This is a genomic window from Burkholderia sp. LAS2 (assembly GCF_018417615.1).
Taxonomy (GTDB): domain Bacteria; phylum Pseudomonadota; class Gammaproteobacteria; order Burkholderiales; family Burkholderiaceae; genus Burkholderia; species Burkholderia sola.
In genome coordinates, this window is sequence record NZ_CP071052.1 from 2,050,915 (window position 1) to 2,068,103 (window position 17,189).

General features: G+C 66.7%; 17 protein-coding genes. 14 read left to right on the forward strand and 3 right to left on the reverse strand.

From position 1 onward, the window contains the following. From JYG37_RS09545 to JYG37_RS09605, 13 genes are all read left to right on the forward strand, one after another. Window positions 1-495 carry an A24 family peptidase gene (locus JYG37_RS09545; protein WP_050012684.1) on the forward strand — a complete coding sequence of 165 codons (495 nt, stop codon included), beginning with the start codon at window positions 1-3 and terminating at the stop codon, window positions 493-495. After that, entirely contained in the window at window positions 492-986 is a 495-nt protein-coding gene (locus tag JYG37_RS09550; protein ID WP_050012499.1) for a TadE/TadG family type IV pilus assembly protein, read from the forward strand. Before JYG37_RS09545 ends, JYG37_RS09550 begins: the two co-directional genes overlap by 4 nt. 94 nt (window positions 987-1,080) lie before the next feature. Next, the gene (gene cpaB / locus JYG37_RS09555) at window positions 1,081-1,983 is read left to right on the forward strand and encodes a Flp pilus assembly protein CpaB (RefSeq protein ID WP_089488390.1); all 903 of its coding nucleotides are present in this window, start codon (window positions 1,081-1,083) and stop codon (window positions 1,981-1,983) included. A 22-nt stretch (window positions 1,984-2,005) separates the two neighbouring features. After that, window positions 2,006-3,337, forward strand: coding sequence for a type II and III secretion system protein family protein (locus JYG37_RS09560; RefSeq protein ID WP_213346046.1), 1,332 nt, complete (start codon window positions 2,006-2,008; stop codon window positions 3,335-3,337). A gap of 75 nt (window positions 3,338-3,412) precedes the next feature. Further along, window positions 3,413-4,651, forward strand: a complete 1,239-nt coding sequence (locus JYG37_RS09565; protein WP_050012502.1) for a fimbrial protein — start codon at window positions 3,413-3,415, stop codon at window positions 4,649-4,651. Between the two features lie 3 nt (window positions 4,652-4,654). Beyond that, window positions 4,655-6,001, forward strand: a complete 1,347-nt coding sequence (locus tag JYG37_RS09570) for a TadA family conjugal transfer-associated ATPase (RefSeq protein ID WP_050012503.1) — start codon at window positions 4,655-4,657, stop codon at window positions 5,999-6,001. Then, the gene (locus JYG37_RS09575) at window positions 5,994-6,974 is read left to right on the forward strand and encodes a type II secretion system F family protein (protein WP_050012504.1); all 981 of its coding nucleotides are present in this window, start codon (window positions 5,994-5,996) and stop codon (window positions 6,972-6,974) included. Before JYG37_RS09570 ends, JYG37_RS09575 begins: the two co-directional genes overlap by 8 nt. Window positions 6,975-6,978: 4 nt before the next feature. Next, the gene (locus tag JYG37_RS09580; RefSeq protein ID WP_050012505.1) at window positions 6,979-7,977 is read left to right on the forward strand and encodes a type II secretion system F family protein; all 999 of its coding nucleotides are present in this window, start codon (window positions 6,979-6,981) and stop codon (window positions 7,975-7,977) included. 29 nt (window positions 7,978-8,006) lie between these two features. Continuing rightward, entirely contained in the window at window positions 8,007-8,834 is an 828-nt protein-coding gene (locus tag JYG37_RS09585; protein WP_050012506.1) for a tetratricopeptide repeat protein, read from the forward strand. 23 nt (window positions 8,835-8,857) lie between these two features. Next, window positions 8,858-9,181 (forward strand): DUF3613 domain-containing protein, encoded by a 324-nt coding sequence (locus JYG37_RS09590; RefSeq protein ID WP_213346047.1) that lies wholly within the window; start codon window positions 8,858-8,860, stop codon window positions 9,179-9,181. A 12-nt stretch (window positions 9,182-9,193) separates the two neighbouring features. After that, on the forward strand, window positions 9,194-11,005 hold the full coding sequence (locus JYG37_RS09595; protein ID WP_213346048.1) for a TadG family pilus assembly protein: 1,812 nt from the start codon (window positions 9,194-9,196) through the stop codon (window positions 11,003-11,005). A 13-nt stretch (window positions 11,006-11,018) separates the two neighbouring features. Next, the gene (locus JYG37_RS09600) at window positions 11,019-12,410 is read left to right on the forward strand and encodes a sigma 54-interacting transcriptional regulator (protein ID WP_050012509.1); all 1,392 of its coding nucleotides are present in this window, start codon (window positions 11,019-11,021) and stop codon (window positions 12,408-12,410) included. A gap of 54 nt (window positions 12,411-12,464) precedes the next feature. Further along, entirely contained in the window at window positions 12,465-13,172 is a 708-nt protein-coding gene (locus tag JYG37_RS09605) for a DUF2968 domain-containing protein (protein WP_050012510.1), read from the forward strand. 83 nt (window positions 13,173-13,255) lie between these two features. Here the strand turns inward: JYG37_RS09605 and hfq are convergent, their stop codons facing one another. After that, a complete protein-coding gene (hfq, locus tag JYG37_RS09610) occupies window positions 13,256-13,825 on the reverse strand; it encodes an RNA chaperone Hfq (RefSeq protein WP_213346093.1) in 570 nt (189 codons plus the stop codon). A 295-nt stretch (window positions 13,826-14,120) separates the two neighbouring features. On the opposite strand from hfq, the gene JYG37_RS09615 reads away from it, so the two are divergent. Beyond that, on the forward strand, window positions 14,121-14,411 hold the full coding sequence (locus JYG37_RS09615) for a hypothetical protein (protein WP_050012511.1): 291 nt from the start codon (window positions 14,121-14,123) through the stop codon (window positions 14,409-14,411). A gap of 27 nt (window positions 14,412-14,438) precedes the next feature. Here the strand turns inward: JYG37_RS09615 and JYG37_RS09620 are convergent, their stop codons facing one another. Then, on the reverse strand, window positions 14,439-15,356 hold the full coding sequence (locus tag JYG37_RS09620) for a DUF1571 domain-containing protein (protein ID WP_050012512.1): 918 nt from the start codon (window positions 15,354-15,356) through the stop codon (window positions 14,439-14,441). Between the two features lie 29 nt (window positions 15,357-15,385). Beyond that, the gene (locus JYG37_RS09625) at window positions 15,386-17,140 is read right to left on the reverse strand and encodes an AMP-binding protein (protein ID WP_050012513.1); all 1,755 of its coding nucleotides are present in this window, start codon (window positions 17,138-17,140) and stop codon (window positions 15,386-15,388) included. Window positions 17,141-17,189: the final 49 nt, after the last annotated feature.

Consider the following 17,189-nt stretch of genomic DNA (forward strand, 5'->3'; position numbering starts at 1 on the left):
ATGATCCTGCTAACTGGCGTCGGGGTTTTCCTCGCGTGGGCGACGCTCGTCGCGCTTGAGGACATCCGGCATAGGCGCATACCGAATTCACTGGTGATCGGTGGGTTCGTATCCGCATTTGTGCTCGCCGGACATAATCCATTAGGCATATCCGTGAATCAGGCGCTCATTGGCGTACTGGTCGGCTTTCTCGGTCTTTTCCCGTTTTTCGTGCTGCGCGTCATGGGCGCAGCAGACGTCAAGGTATTCGCGGTGCTGGGCGCGTGGTGCGGCCCGCAAGCATTGCTGTGGCTCTGGATCGTCGCAAGCCTGCTGGCATTCGCGCATGCGGGCATGCTGGTCTTCTCCACCCGTACGCCGGTGTCGGCCCTGTGGCAGCGGCGTTCCCCGACGATGCAGATCGCCGGTTTCCGGGCCTCGCCGTATGCCGCGTTTCTCGTGATCCCCGCGGCCCTGTGGTGCCTGTACCGGATCGCGACCGGGGGAGTGCAATGACGGCGGTTCGTCCGGCATCCGGGACGCGGCGGCGCGAGCGTGGCGCGACGGCGATCGAATTTGCGCTGATGCTCCCGGTGTTTTTCCTGATCCTGTACGCGATCATCACGTACGGGATGATCTTCGCGGCCCAGCAAAATCTGACGCTTGCCGCAACGGAAGGCGCGCGCGCCGCGTTGAACTATCAGCAGGTCGGTGCGGCCGCATCGGTGCAGGCAGCGCAGCAAGCCGCGCTGGCGGCGCGGGCCCAGGCCGCATGCACGGCCGCGACGAACCTGACCACCTGGCTGAAAGGGTCGACATGCTCGCCCACGCAGCAAGGTAACTGTTCGTACGACGCGACGATGCTGTGCGTCCAGATCACGTTGACCTACCCGTACGCGCAGAGCCCGCTGATTCCGTCGTTCCCGCTGCTCGGTTCGCTGTTGCCGGTGCCGTCGACACTCACCGGAACCGCGATGGTGCAGATCAGCCCGGTCAACATCATATAGACGGCGGCGACGGCGCCGTGCCGGTCGAGGGCGCCCGGTCGGCGACGTCGCGCGGAGAATTCAATCGTGAGTAGCGGGGAAGCATAACAACACCATGGCCAACAACCTGACGAAGATCATCGCGGGCTTGCTGATCGCGATCGCGATCCTGCTCGGCATCTATGCGTGGATGCTCGGTCGCAAGCCGGCCGACGTCGCGCCGGTTGCGTCGACGGTCGCGACGCAGAGCGTGCCGGTCGTCGTGACGACGCGGCAACTGCAAGCCGGCCAGCCGATTCCGGCCGATGCGCTGAAGGTCCAGCAGTCGAGCGCCGCTCCGCAGGGGGCGTTCGCCGATCCGCTGCAACTGGTCGGCCGCATTCCGGCAGCGGACATTCCCGCGCAGGCGGCCGTCGTCGGGAGCGCATTGTCGTCCGGCCTCGCCGAGCAGATTGCACCGGGAGAGCGCGCCGTGGCGATCAAGGTCGACGAGACCAACGCGGTTGGCAACCGCGTGCGGCCGGGCAACTATGTCGACGTGTTCGTGAATCTGAAGCGCGACGGGACCGGCGTGGCGATCGGCGGGACGTCGACGGCCGAGATCGTGAATACTCAGGCGCGGCTGCTGATGTCGAAGGTCCGCGTGCTGTCGTTCGGCGATGCGACGACCGAGCGGGACAGCTCGAACGGCTCGGTGATCGGCACGCGGACCGCGGTGCTGGCCGTGCCCACGGCGCAGGTCGACGCGCTGACGCTCGCCGAGCAGAGCGGCCGGCTCGTGCTCGCGCTGCGTAGTCCGCGCGACGACGACGTCGCGGCGCAAACCGTCGCCGTTCGCGTCGGCGACGACAAGAGTCCGTCGGCGCTTGCCGCGGCCGGCATGGTGCTGGGCGAGTTGTCGAAGAGCGCGACGACGGCGCCGGCCCCGCGTGCGGCGCCACGGGTGGTCGCGCGGCATCCGAGCGGCGGCAGCATCGAAGTCATTCGGGGTGGGCGGACCGAAACGGTCGCTTATTGAGCGGGACGAAGACGGCAAAACAATGAAAAAGAAACTGGTTGGTTTGGCGATTGCATTGAGCGCACTGGCGATGCCGCCGCTGTCGGACGCGGCCGACACGAGTGGCACGATCAGCCTTGCGGTCGGCGCGCAGCGGCAGCTTGCGACGGGGCGCGCACTGCAGCGGGTCGCGGTCGGCGATCCGTCGGTGGCCGACGTGCTCGTCGTGAAGGGCGGGCGCGGCGGCGTGCTGCTGGTGGCGAAGAATGCCGGTGCGACGAACGTGATGATCTGGGAGCGCGGCCGCGACGAGCCGACCGTCTATAACGTGAACGTTACGAGCGGTGCGGCGCGGGCGCTGCTGGACGGCGCGTCGCCGAGCGTGAACACGTACGGCGGCGCGACGGTGATGGGCGGTGCGGCCGCAACGCTCGACGGACATCAGCGGGCAGTCCACGCAGCGAAGACGGTCGGCGGCAAGGACGGAACGACGCTCGATGCGTCGACGATCTCCGGCAAGAATGTCGTGCAGGTCGACGTACGTGTCGTCGAATTCAGCCGTTCGGTGCTGAAGCAGGCGGGCCTGAACTTCTTCAAGCAGAGCAACGGCTTTGCGTTCGGCGCCTTCGCGCCGACGGGGCTCACATCGATTACCGGTACGCCGGGCGGTTCGCTCACCTACAACACGAACGTGCCGATTTCGTCGGCGTTCAACCTCGTCGTCAATTCGGTGACGCACGGGTTGTTCGCCGACCTGTCGATTCTCGAGGCGAACAACCTGGCCCGCGTGCTCGCGCAGCCGACGCTCGTCGCGTTGTCCGGCCAGAGCGCGAACTTCCTCGCGGGCGGCGAGATTCCGGTGCCGGTGCCGCAATCGCTCGGCACGATTTCGATCGAATGGAAACCCTATGGCGTCGGGCTCACGGTCACGCCGACCGTGCTGAACCCGCGGCGGATCGCGCTGAAGGTCGCGCCCGAGTCGAGCCAGCTCGACTTCGTGCATTCGATCACGATCAACGGCGTGCAGGTACCCGCGCTGACGACGCGGCGCGCGGACACGACGGTCGAGCTCGGCGACGGCGAGAGCTTCGTGATCGGCGGCCTGATCGACCGCGAGACCACGTCCAACGTCAACAAGGTGCCGTTCCTGGGCGATCTGCCCATCATCGGTGCGTTTTTCAAGAATTTGAGCTACCAGCAGAACGACAAGGAACTCGTGATCATCGTGACGCCGCATCTCGTTGCCCCGATCGCGCAGGGTGCACCGCTGCCGGCGACGCCGGGCGAGCTGTCCGAGCAGCGCGACGGTCCGGTGTGGCGTTCGTATCTGGGCGGCATGGCATCGCCGGACGCGGGGCCGGGGTTCTCGAAATGAGCGCGCCGAATCGTTACCGGACCGCGCAGGCCGTCGCGTACGACGCGATGCCTTGCTTCATTGGGAGTATCCAAGATGAATGCGAGAACCTACTCTTTGGCTGAGCCCGCCGTCACCGACTACTTCGTCTGTGCATCCGCGCTCGCGGAGCATGTGCACTGGCTGTCGCAATCGCTCGTGTCCGCCGGCGCGGTCGAAGGGGTGCCGCTCGACGGCGCCGCGCTGTCGCAGCGTATCGGCGTGCTGAATCCGGCACTGGTGTTCATCGATTTTTCCGGTGACTGCGCGGCGGCAAGCACGGTGGTCGCCGCGGTACGCGCGGCGCATCCGGGCGTGCCGGTCGTCGCACTGGGCTCGCTCGCGCAACCGGAAGGGGCACTCGCCGCGCTGCGCGCGGGCGTGCGCGATTTCGTCGATTTTTCCGCGCCGGCCGATGAGGCGCTGCGGATCACGCGCGTATTGCTCGACAACGTCAGCGAGCCGGCCAACCGTCACGGGAAGGTCACCGCGTTGCTCGGCGCACGCGCCGGGATGGGCGTGAGCACGCTCGCCGCGAACCTGTCGGTGCTGATGCAGCGGCGGCCGGCCGACCCTGCGCGCACGGCGGCGCTGCTCGATCTCGGGCTGCCGGCCGGCGACGGCGCGTTGTTCCTGAACACGCGGTGCGAATTCCATTTCGTCGAGGCCGTGCGCAACCTGCGCCGGATCGACCGCACGTTCGTCACGACCGCGCTCGCACGTCATTCGAGCGGCGTCGCGTTGACGACGCTGCCACCGAATCTCGCGGAGTTGCGCGACGTGGCGACGGCGTCGTGCGCGGCGTTGCTGAACCGGCTGCGCGCGTTCTTCGATCACCAGATCGTCGATCTCGGCGGCTTCCCGAATCGCGAATTCATCGCGCAGGTCGTGAACCTGGCGGACGAAGCATGGCTGGTCTGCGACCAGGGCGTGGCATCGGTCGTGTCGGCGGTCGAGATGCTGGACGGGTTGCGCGAGGCAGGCGCGGCGACCGACCGGATCCGGCTCGTCGTCAACCAGTTCGACGCCGAGCTTGGGCTGATGCCCGCGCAGATCGCCGAACGGCTCGACCTGTCGCTGGTCGCGACGCTGCCGTCGCGGCGCGTGTCGATCGGGCATGCGGCGAACCAGGGCAAGCTGATCGCCGAGGTCGCGGAACGCGATCCGTACGTCCGCGCGCTCGGGCCGCTGGTCGAGCGCCTCGCGGGCGCGCCGGCGCCCGGAGCGACACAGCGTGCGGCCGGCGGCCTCTCGGCGCTCAGGCGAATCATTCAATCCTCAACGAAGCGGTCGTAAGCGATGGCACACGACATTCAATTTGCCGACGGCGCAGCGCCGTTCTCGCAAACGCAACAGTTTCACGACATCAAGAATGCCGCACACGAGCATCTGCTCACGCGGATCGAGGAACTGGGTGCCGAATTCGGCCGTTGGTCGCGACAGGCGATCAACCAGTTCGTCGATCTCGAAATCGACAGCTTCGTGCGGCTGCGGCGCATCCCGCTCAACGAGAGCGAGGTGCGCGCGGTGGCCGAGGCGCTGACGAAGGAGCTCGCCGGCTTCGGGCCTATCGAAGACCTGTTGGCGGACCCGCATGTCGAGGACATCCTGATCAACGGCTACAACGACATCTACGTGTCGCGCCACGGGATCCTGTCGAAGCTGCCGATCCGCTTCACCGACAACGCGCATCTGCTGCGGATCGTGCGGCGGATTCTCGCGCCGGTCGGCCGGCGGCTCGACGAATCGAACCCGATGGTCGATGCGCGGCTGCCCGACGGCGGGCGGGTCAACGTCGTGATCGAACCGCTGTCGATCGACGGCCCGGTCGTGTCGATCCGGAAGTTCCGCAAGGATCCGCTGAAGCCCGAGGACCTGCTGGGCAACGGCACCTACAACGAGGAAATCGGCCGGCTGCTCGAGGCTGCGGTCGATGCGCGCTGCAACGTCCTCGTGTCGGGCGGCACCAGCTCGGGCAAGACGTCGCTGCTGAACGCGCTGGCGTTCCACATCCCGATGGCGGAACGCGTCGTGACGATCGAGGATACGGCCGAACTGTCGTTGAATCACCCGCACGTCGTGCGGCTCGAGAGCCGTCCCGGCGGGTTCGACGGCAGCGGCATCGTGACGATTCGCGACCTGCTGCGGAACACGCTGCGGATGCGGCCGGACCGGATCATCGTCGGCGAAGTGCGCGGCGGCGAAGTGCTCGAAATGCTGCAGGCGATGAATACCGGCCACGACGGATCGATGGGCACCGTGCACGCCAGCTCGCCGCGCGAATGCCTGTACCGGCTCGAGATGCTGGCCGGTTTCGCCGGTTTTCAGGGCACCGAAGCAAGCCTGCGGCGGCAGATCGCCAACGCGATCGACTTCATCGTGCAGATCGGGCGGCTGTCCAACGGTCGCCGCCGCATCCTGTCGATCACCGAAGTCACCGGCATGTCGGACAACATCGTGTCGACGCAGGAGCTGTATCGTTACGAGGCGCGCGTCACCCCGGAGGGCGAAGAGATCGATCATTGGGAGTCGCTCGGCATTCATCCGCATTCGCCGAAGCTGGCACGTTTCCGCAGCACGCTGGTGTCGTCCGGCGGCGGCGGGTTCGGTGGCCACTTCGGGCGAGGCGGAGGCTTCAATGTCTAGCGCCACCTTGCTCGCGCTGATGTTCGCGCTGATCTGCGCGGCGGCCGGGTTGCTGCTGTGGCGTGCAAGCCAGGTGCGGGAAGGGCGTGCGCATGCGCAGCGGTTCTTCGACAGCCGGGTGGGACAGGGCGCGCGCGCCGCGGCCCCGGCCGGCGAGACGCGCACCGCACGCGCCCCGGCGGCCGGTACGGCCAACGCGCAGGAGCCCGAACAGGGGTTCGCGCGATGGCGCGCGTCGGCGTTCGGTGCATGGGCCGTGCTGTCCGACCGTGTGGGCCTCGACGAAGTGCGCACCGGCCTCGTGCTGGCGCTCGGGGTCCTTGTGATGCTCGCGCTGTGGGCCGGCATGGCTGGCGGCGTGCTCGCCGCGGCAGCGGCGGTCGTTGCCGGCAGTGTGCTCGTCGTGCTGTGGATCACGTCGCGCATCAGCCGGCGCCGCCTGAAGATCGTCCGTCAGTTGCCGTCGTTTCTCGACGGGATCGTGCGGCTCGTGACGCTCGGGAACAGCGTGCCGGCGGCGTTCCAGTCGGCGCTTCAGACGACCGAAATGCCGCTGCGCCGCTGCCTCGACGACGTGTCGCGGATGCTGCGCTCCGGTGTCGAGATCGATCGCGCGATGCTGCACATCGCGCACACCTATCGTATCCGCGAATTCGAACTGGTCGGTGCGGTGCTGCGTCTGTCGGTCCGCTACGGCGGGCGGGCGGACGTGATGCTCGACCGGATGTCGACGTTCATGCGCGATCTCGAGCAGGCGGAGCGCGAACTGTCCGCGATGTCGGCCGAAACGCGGCTGTCCGCATGGGTGCTGGCGCTGTTGCCGATCGCGGTCGGCAGCTTCGTCATCGCCACGAGCCCGCGCTATTTCACGACGATGTGGAGCGACGATAGCGGGCGTCAGATGATTTATCTGGCGTTCGTGCTGCAGGCGGTCGGCGGTTTCTGGCTGTACCGGCTCGCGCGGCTGAGGTGAATCGATGGATGCAAACCGTTTAGGCGCCCTTGCGCTGGTGCTCGGATCGGTCGGCGTGCTGCTGCTCGCCGCGCTCGCGATCGTTCGCATCGTGCTCGTGCAGCGTGCCGAGCGCGCGCTGGTGGATGCGCTCGATCGCCGGACAGCGGCGATCGAAGCGGCCGCCGCGCGCGCCGGTGCCACCGAGCCCGCGCGCGACGCGGCGGCGCCTGCCGCGCCGCGCGTCCGTTTCGCGGGGCTGCGCGAACGCTTCGAAGACGTCGGGATGCGGTGGCTCGAGACCGGCTTCAGCCGGTATCTGATCGCCGACGAAGACCGCCAGTTGCTCGAGCAGTGCGGTTTCGTCGACGTGCGCGCCAGAGCGCTGTTCGTCGGCGCGCGCATCGTCTGCGCGATCCTGCTGCCTGCGCTCGCCGTGCTGGTCCTGATCGGCCGCGGGCAGCAGACGCGCTGGCCGTTGTGGATCTCCGTCGCGCTCGTGACCGGCTACATGCTGCCGAAAATCTACGTGCGCCGGCGCGCGACCGCGCGCCGGCAGAGCATCGGGGCCGAACTGCCGCTGCTCGTCGACATGTTGCGGCTGCTGCAGGGCGTCGGCCTGTCGCTCGACCAGAGCATCCAGGTCGTCACGCACGATTTTCAGACGATGCTGCCGGTGCTGTCGTGGGAGCTCGGCGTCGCGCAGCGGCAGTTCGCGGCCGGGCGCACGCGCGAGCAATCGCTGCAACGCCTGACGAACAGTTTCGACAACGAGGATCTGCGCGCGATCGTGCGTTTGCTGATTCAGGTCGACAAGCATGGCGGCGCGGTGCAAGAGCCGCTGAAGCAATTCGGCGATCGTCTGCGCGAAGGGCGTCGCGCGACGCTGCGCGAGCAGATCGGCCGCCTGACGGTGAAGATGACCGGCGTGATGATCGTCACGCTGTTGCCGGCACTGCTGATCGTGACCGCGGGGCCCGGGATCATGACCGTGCTGTCCGCGCTCGCTGCGTTTCAGCGCTGATGCGGCATGAGGGGAAGGAGCGACACAAGATGAATCGATTGGGGTGGGTTCGCACGATTGCAGGCGCGACGGCGTGCGCGTTGCTGGCCAGCGGGTGCGCGATGTTCAAGGAGTCCGGATACGGAATCGGTGCGCAGGCCGAACGTGGCGCGCTGATGCAGGCCGCCGCCGACAAGAATGCGACGCCCGATACGCCGGGCATGTATCTGGGCCTGATCGAGCGGATGCAGGCGCAGGGGCTGTATTTTGCGTCGCTCGCGCACATCGATCAGTACGAGAAGCAATATGGCGCATCGCCGGATACGATCCTGCTGCGCGCCGACGCATTGCGCGCGACCGGCCAATACGACGCCGGCGTGGCCGCCTATACCCAATTGCTGACGACGCCGCTCGCCGCGCGCGGCTATCGCGGGCTGGGCCTGACCGCCGGCGCCCGCGGCGATTTCGCGCTGGCCGCGCAGCGGCTCGAACAGGCGACGACGCTTGCGCCGACCGATGCGGCGACGTTGTCCGACCTCGCCTATTCGAAGATGCGCGAAGGCGATCTGGCGGGCGCGCGCGTGCCGCTGCTGAAGGCGGCCGAACTCGAGCAGAAGAACCCGAAGATTCTCAGCAACTTCGTGCTTTACCTGTTCGCGACCGGTCATGCGAAGGACGCGCGGCGGCTGATGGATCAGCAGAAGCTGTCGCCCGCGGTGCGCGGCCAGATTCGAGACGACGAGACGAAGGTCGCGGCCGCGATGCGCGCGAAGCAACGCGCCACCGCCTATGCGCCGGCCAATGTGTCCGTGCCGTCGGTGGCGAGCAGCGACAATCTGGATCTTGCCGTGCCGCTGCTGCAGCGTTTCGCGCGATAACGACGATATTCACGGAGGCCATCATGCTTCACCTTTCCTCAATCCGCGTGTGGGCCGTGGGCATCGCGTTCGCCTGCTCGCTGGGGGCGGGCGTCGCGCATGCGCAAGGCGACACGCCGGCGGCCGAAATCGGTCATGCGACGAGTGCGCTGCTCGACCTGCAGCGCTCGAACCGCGCGGCCGCCACGCCGCAACCGATCGATGGCGCCGCCGGTACGTTTGCCTATCAGCGCTATATCGACTCGTTCAAGACGCCGATTCCGCAGTGGTTCGGCACGATGTCGGCGTCGGGCGGCGGTAGCGGCGGCGGCAGCGGCGGACTGTCCGGTGGCGATCTCGCGCGCTGACGGAGCACCACGGTGACTATCCGGCACAGTGGCGGCACGATCCGTCGCGCGTCACGACAGCGCGGCGCGTTCTCGGTGATGGCGATCATCGCGACGCTGATCGCCATTACGACGCTTGGCGCCATTGGCGTCGGTAATCTCTTTTACCAGCGTCGGGACGTGCAGCGGATTGCCGACATGGCCGCGCTCGCGGCCGTGCAGAGGATGGACGACGCCTGTTCGCAGCCGACTGCCACCGCGACCAGCAACGCGCAGTCGAACGGGCTCAACGCGTCGAACGGCGACACGATCAACATCGAGTGCGGCCGTTGGGATACGTCGGTCAACCCGTCACCGAGCTACTACGCTGCCGCGACATCCGGGGCCACGCAGTTGAACGCGGCCAAGGTGATCGTCAGGCGTCAGGTGCCGTTCTTCTTCGTCGGACCCCCGCAGACGATATCCGCGGTATCGACCGCGCGTTCGACGAACATCGATACATTCTCGGTTGGTGCAACCTTGGCCGCGCTCGGCGGGGTCGGTTGCGCGGGCGGATCCGCGCCGGCGTCCGGCAATCCGGGGCTCGTCAACGGGCTGATCGGCGCGCTGCTGGGCGCCAACCTGAACCTGAACATCGCATCGTATCAAGCGCTGGCGTGCACGAACGTGACGGTCGGCGATCTCGTTGTGGCGGCGGGCGTCGGCACGGTCGATCAACTGCTCGCGCTGAAGCTCACGTTGCCGCAACTGATCCAGTTGATGGTGAACGCGGCCACGAAGACGGCCGTCGCGAACGCAAGCCTGCAGGCGAGCATTGCGACGCTGCAAGCGATTCTGAACGCGAACGTTCCGGGCACGTCGATCGGTCTCGGCGGCGCGGGCGGGTTGCTGAACGTCGCGCTCGCGGATACGCAGGCGGCGCTCAACGCGCAGGTGGATCTGCTTGATCTGCTGATGGTCGGTGCGGAGATCGCGGCAACGGGCAAGCCGGCGGTCGCGGTCAACGTGCCGTCGGTGAATCTCGGCGGGCTGACGGGGACGCAGTTGCAGGTGCAGATCATCAGCCCGCCGTCGATCGGTGTTGGCGAGGGTGGGAAGGATCCGGCGACGGGAACGTGGCGGACGAAGGCGTCGACGGCGGCGGTGGGTGTGTATCTGAATGTCTATCTTGGGACGGCGCAGTTGCCGCTGCTGGGCGCTTTGCTGGCGTTGCTGAACGTGAAGGTCGATGTCAATTTGCCGATTTATCTTCAGGCCGGTACCGGCACCGCCACATTGAACTCGACGCAATGCGCTTCCACGCAGGCGGCAAGCACGGCCGTCATTACCGCCCAACCGGGTGTGGCCAATCTGTGCATCGGCAAGCCGCCGCTCGATTCATCCGGCAAGATCAGCCTGTCGTCGAATTACAGCTGTACGTCGCCTGCACAGATCATCAACTCCAATGTTCTCGGGCTGGCCCAGTTGACAGTTTCCATGTCCAACATATCGGTTCAGGTCCAAGGCGCGTCCCAACCGCATACGTTCAGTGGCGTACCGGGGATCGATGCGAATTACTGGACGGTGAACTCGAATGCGCTCGGTTCGGCGCTTAGCTCGGCTTTGACGCAACTCGCGGCTGCGAATATCACCGTCAACCTCGGCCTGTTCGGCGCCAACGTCCTGACGGTCCCGGGGAACTTCGTCTCCACATTGCTCACGTTTTTGACCGGCCTGCTCGGCCCGCTCCTGTCGAGTCTCGACGCAGTCCTCGTTCCGCTGCTGAATCTCCTCGGCGTCCAGGTCGGTGCGGCGACGGTCCATCAGATCTCGCTCAATTGCGGGGTCGCCCAAACGGTTTACTGAAGAAGCAGATCAGATGAGAAATACGCCCGCAATCGAAGAGCTCGACCTGTACGTCTGGGAAGGCAAGGCGGACATCGTCGACCGCGTCGCCCGGTGCATGGCGAGCTTCGACGTCGAAGTGATCCGCGCCGACAACGCGACGGTCTCGCCCGAGCGCGCCGCGATGCGGCGGTCGCTCGCGATCATCAGCGTGACGATGATCGAAGGCGGCGCGGCATTCCTGCGCGACTGGCAGGCCAATATCGGCATGCCGGTCGTCTGGGTCGGCGCGGCGCGCGACCACGACGCGTCGCAGTATCCGCCCGAGTACTCGCACATCCTGCCGCTCGACTTCACGTGCGCGGAACTGCGCGGCATGATCGGCAAGCTCGTCACGCAACTGCGCGCGCACGCCGCCGAAACGTTGCAGCCGTCGGAACTCGTCGCGCACTCCGAATCGATGCAGGCGCTGCTGCACGAAGTCGATACGTTCGCCGACTGCGACACCAACGTGCTGCTGCACGGCGAAACCGGCGTCGGCAAGGAGCGCATCGCGCAACTGCTGCACGAAAAGCATTCCCGCTATCGGCACGGCGAGTTCGTGCCGGTGAACTGCGGCGCCATTCCGGATGGCCTGTTCGAATCGCTGTTCTTCGGCCATGCGAAAGGGTCGTTCACGGGCGCGGTTGTTGCGCATAAAGGCTATTTCGAGCAGGCGGCCGGCGGCACGCTGTTCCTCGACGAAGTCGGCGATCTGCCGCTGTACCAGCAGGTCAAGCTGCTGCGCGTGCTCGAGGATGGCGCGGTGCTGCGCGTCGGCGCGACGGCGCCGGTCAAGGTCGATTTCCGTCTGGTCGCGGCGAGCAACAAGAAGCTGCCGCAGCTCGTGAAGGAAGGGCTGTTCCGCGCGGACCTCTATTACCGGCTCGCGGTGATCGAGCTGAGCATTCCGTCGTTGGAAGAGCGCGGTGCGGTGGACAAGATCGCGCTGTTCAAGTCGTTCGTCGCGCAGGTGGTCGGCGAGGAGCGGCTCGCCGAGTTGTCGGACCTGCCGTACTGGCTCACGGATTCGGTGGCGGACAGCTATTTCCCCGGCAACGTGCGCGAACTGCGCAACCTCGCCGAGCGCGTCGGCGTGACGGTGCGGCAGACGGGCGGCTGGGATGCCGCGCGGCTGCAGCGGCTGATCGCGCACGCACGCAGCTCGGCCCAGCCGGTGCCGGCGGAGAGTGCGGCCGAGGTGTTCGTCGATCGCAGCAAGTGGGACATGAACGAGCGTAACCGTGTGATCGCGGCGCTCGACGCCAACGGTTGGCGGCGTCAGGACACGGCCCAGCAGCTCGGCATCAGCCGCAAGGTGTTGTGGGAAAAAATGCGCAAGTACCAGATCTTCGACGAAGAGCCCGAGACCCGCGAAAGCGAGTAATTAATGAGATAAAATCGCGTGGAATGACAACGATCCGCGCGGGAATAAAACTTCATGAGCCATATGACGGGGTTGGGGCGGGTGAGCGTATTGCTCGCCCTGGTAGGAGGCATGCAAGGCGCGTTCGCGCAGGGGCTGGCAGGCAGCGATCCGTCGGCGGTGCAGCCGGCGTCGGCGCCGGTGGCCGCGATTCCGGTGATCGATTCGCAGGCACCGACGTCGGTGCAGCCGCAGGCCGGCGAGTCGACGGGGCCGAGCACGGTAGACGATTTGCAGCGCCAGATCCAGGCGCATTCGCTGACGGAAATGCGCACGAGCTACAACGGCAGCTACGGCGCGAGCCTGCTGTTCAACGTCAAGGACGGTGCGTATTTCGTCGCGCTGTTTCAGCAAAAGGCGTTCTGGCGCGTGATCAAGACTTACAACGAAGCGCGAGCGGAAGCGATCTATCGCGATTTCTCGCACCAGGCCGAGCGGCTGGCCGTCGACGAACTGCGCGCGGCGAAGCTGGAATCGCAGAAGGCGCAGATGGACAAGCAGATCGAAGTCGTGCAGGACCGCGCGCGGCGTCTGCAGGCGGACATCTCGATCGCCCGCCAGCAGCAGGCGGCGGTGGCGGATCGCCAGAAGAGCGTGCGGAGCGAAACGGCGACGCTGCAGGCGCAACAGGCTCAACTTCAGTCGCAACTGCGGGCGTTGCAGCAGCAGGTGCGTTCGTTGCAGCGCGAGGCCAACGCGGGCCTGCCGACGACGGCACGCTGAACCCGGTCGCGGCGGCGGTGCGGCGACGTGCCGCGCCGGCCGTACCAGTGAAAAGGGCAAGCCGGTTGGCTTGCCCTTTTGTTTTACTGGCCGTCCGGCACGATTCGCCGGCGCCGCGTCACGATGACCGGCCCGTTGCCGCCGCGGGAATCCGACGGCGCGGCGTTGCCGGATGCGTCGCCGGTGTCGCGCGGCGCGCCGTAGCTTTCGCGGGGTTCACGCGGAGCGCCGTAGCCTTCGCGCGGCTCACGCGAGCCGTAACCCTCACGCGGTTCGCGCGAACCGTAGCCTTCACGCGGCGCGCGAGAGCCGTAGCCGCCGTCGCCGCGCGATTCGCGCGGGCCGCCGTGCGAGCCGTACGGGCTGTGACCGCCGCCTTCACGGCCGCCGGGGCGACCGCCGGTGCGCGGGCCGCGGGGGCCGCCGCCGCCAGGGCGCGAGCCGCCCGTATCGAGCTGGATCGTGGAAATCGCGCGCTTGTAGATGCCTTGCAGACCCACGGGGGTGCGCAGCATCACCAGATACTGGTCGAACGACTCGATACATCCCGTCAGACGAATGCCGTTGACGAGATAGATTTCAACACGCTTACGTTCCTTGCGCGCCGAATTGATGAAGTCGTTTTGCGGATGGGATTCTGCGGGATTGGCCATTGAGGTGCGGCAGGAGCCTGCGTCAGAGAATATGTTGTGCGTGTGTGTGGCGTGTTCGTCCACAAGGCGTTTGGCGGAATTCTACCCTGTTCGATAGGGGAGCGCGCAGTCGCGATTGTGTCGAACCGTAACCCACTATAGACGTTCCGGCGCATTTTCGCGATTAGGCCGAACGGCCGAAGCCGTTTCGTTACGCTGCGTTACGACTCTCGCAGCCCCGTATCACCTCGGTGCGCGCGCTGCGCTTACATTGGTCGCGCGAGCCGGGCGGGCCGGCTTATCAGGGATGCGGAGCATGAACAAGAGGCAAGTCGCAGTGGTGATCGGGAGCATGGCGTTGCTCGTTTCCGGCAGTGCAATGGCGGGGCGTGTGGATCTGTCGGTCGGCATCGGCGTACCGGTCGCGCCGGTAGCACCGGTCTATGTCGAGCCGGCGCCGGTCTATGTAGCGCCGCAGCACGCCGTCGTCGCCTATCCGGGCTACGGGTATGGCTATTACGGCGATGACGACGACGACCGCTACCGCAAGTGGCGCAAGCACTATTACAAGCACTGGCATCGTCACCACGACGACGATGACGATTGAACCCGCGGTGAGCCGCGCCGACGCGCGTCAGAACGCGTAATCCGGGTTTTTCGGGTCGAATGCGGTGTCGTCGAGGGGCGTCGGCGCGATTTTCTCGATGACGATCCGCTCGAAGATCCTGCCGTCGTTGTCATAGGATTCGACGGTTCGGAAATAGGGGGCGTGCAGGTCGAGCCCCAGCACTTCCTTTTTCGCATAGAACTGCGGCCGGCCGGTCGGCGTTTCGTAGGTGAGTGCGACGACGCGCACGCCGTCGATCGTCCGGGCCTCCACGTCGGTCGGCCGCTGCACGCCGGCTTCCACGTATTTCTTCCCTTCGGTCAGGTACAGGTTCGCGATGAACTCGGTGCCGAGATCCTTCACCTGATGATTCGACTGGGCGCGCGCGAGCGCGCCGTCGATCGCCGTCCACAGCGGAATCTTGCCGAGCAGGCCGCCGAGGTGGCCGTACATCTCGTCCTTGCGCTGCGTCGTGTCGTAGATCGTCTCCTGTCCGGCATGCGCGCCGCCCGGCAGCCATTTCGCATACAGGCGCAGCGGCTCGCGGGTCGTCTTCACGAGCATGCGATCGGGCGTGTCGGGCCATTTTCCGCTGATGCGCTCCTGGCGCACCATCGTGAACTGGTAGGACGGATAGCCGTTCGGGCCGTGACGGATATAGAGCGGCACGGCGAGCGGATCGAGCGCCTTGAAGAGCGCGGTGAGCGTCGTGTCGTCGAGCTGAGCGAGCGTGCCGCGCTGGGCCGCCGTGCGCAGCCAGCGCGCCTGTTGCGCAACCGGCTCGTGCGTGACCTTCGCGAGCTCCGCCGGCAGCGCGGCCGCCTGCGCCGCGCTCTCGGCGCCGGCCGTTTCCTGCGCATGCAGCGCGGCTTGCGCGAGCGCCAGCGCGCACGCGACGGTCGCCACGGCGGCATGCCGCGCGCGGCGTTTCATTCGTTCGTTCATCGACGGCGTCTCCCGGAGCGATGGATCGTTCAGCCTTGCTTCGCGGCCTTGAGTTTGGCGAGTTCCTCGTCGCGCAGCGCGCGGCGCAGGATCTTGCCGACATTCGTCTGCGGCAGCGCGTCGCGGAACTCGACGAATTTCGGCATCTTGTAGCCGGTCAGGTTCTTGCGGCAGTGCGCGAGCACGTCCTCGGCCGTCAGCGACGGGTCGCGCCGCACGACGAACACCTTGATCCGTTCGCCCTGGACCTCGTCGGGAATGCCGATCGCCGCGGCTTCGCTGATGCCGGGATGCATCACGAGCACTTCCTCGATCTCGTTCGGATACACGTTGAAGCCCGACACGAGGATCATGTCCTTCTTGCGGTCGATCAGGCGGATGAAGCCGCGCTCGTCCATCACGCCGATGTCGCCGGTGGCGAGCCAGCCGTCGGCGTCGATCACCTTCGCCGTCTCGTCGGGGCGCTGCCAGTAGCCGCGCATCACCTGCGGGCCGTGCACGCACAGCTCGCCCGGCTCGCCGATCGCGGCCCAGGTGCCGTCCTCGCGGCGAAAGCGCACGACGGTCGACGGCGCGGGCAGCCCGATCGAACCGCTGAACGCGGCCATGTCGTTCAGGTCCACGGGATTCATCGTGACGATCGGCGAGCACTCGGTGAGGCCGTAGCCTTCGACCACCGGCCGGCCCGTCACCTGCTGGAAGCGCTCGGCGACCGCGCGCTGCATCGCCATCCCGCCCGCCATCGCGAGCTTGAGCTTCGAGAAGTCGCGCTTGCGGAATTCCTCGTTGTCGAGGAACGCGTTGTACAGCGTGTTGATGCCGGTGATGCCCGTGAACGTCTCGTGGCGGATGATCTTCATCACCATCTTCATGTCGCGCGGGTTCGCGATCAGGATGTTGCGCCCGCCGAGCCCCATGAAGATGAACGCGTTCACCGTCAGCGAATAGATGTGATAGAGCGGCAGCGGCGTGAGCACGGTCTCGACGTCGCCCGACACCTGGTCGGCGATCCAGGCCTTCGCCTGCAGCAGGTTCGCGATCAGGTTGCCGTGCGTGAGCATCGCGCCTTTCGCGACGCCGGTCGTGCCGCCCGTGTACTGCAGGAACGCGAGATCGTCGCGCGTGATCTGCACCGGTTGCGGCTTGCCGCGCGCGCCGAGCGCGAGCGCGGAACGCAGCCGGATCGCCTGCGGCAGGTGGTAGTCCGGCACGAGCTTCTTCACGTGCTTCAGCACGAAATTGATCAGGCGGCCTTTCGCGTTGAGGCCGTCGGCGAGCAGGTCGCCGAGCGCGGTGACGACGATGTGCTTCACCTGCGTTTCCGGCAGCGCGTCCTGCAGCGTGCGCGCGAAGTTCTCGAACACGACGATCGTCTGCGCGCCGCTGTCCTTCAACTGATGCGCGAGTTCGCGCGCGGTGTAGAGCGGGTTCACGTTGACGACGATCGCGCCGGCCTTCAGCGTGCCGAACAGCGCGACCGGATACTGGAACGTGTTCGGCAGCATGATCGCGACACGGTCGCCGGGCTTCACGCCGACGCTTTGCAGATACGACGCGAATGCGTCGACCTTCTGCGCGAGCGTGCGGTAGGTCATCGACGCGCCGGCGCTCACGTAGGCGACGCGCTCGGCGAAGCGGGTCGTGCATTCGTCGAAGAACTGCACGAGCGACGCGTATTGCGTGACGTCGATCTCGTGCGGAACGCCGGGCGGGTACGACGCGTACCAGACGGCGTCGGTGTTCGGCGGAAGTTGGGCCGAGGTGGGTGCTGCGGAAGATGACATGACGTGTCTCCGGTCTTGGCTCTCGGCGAGGGCCCGCGCGTCAGCGCCT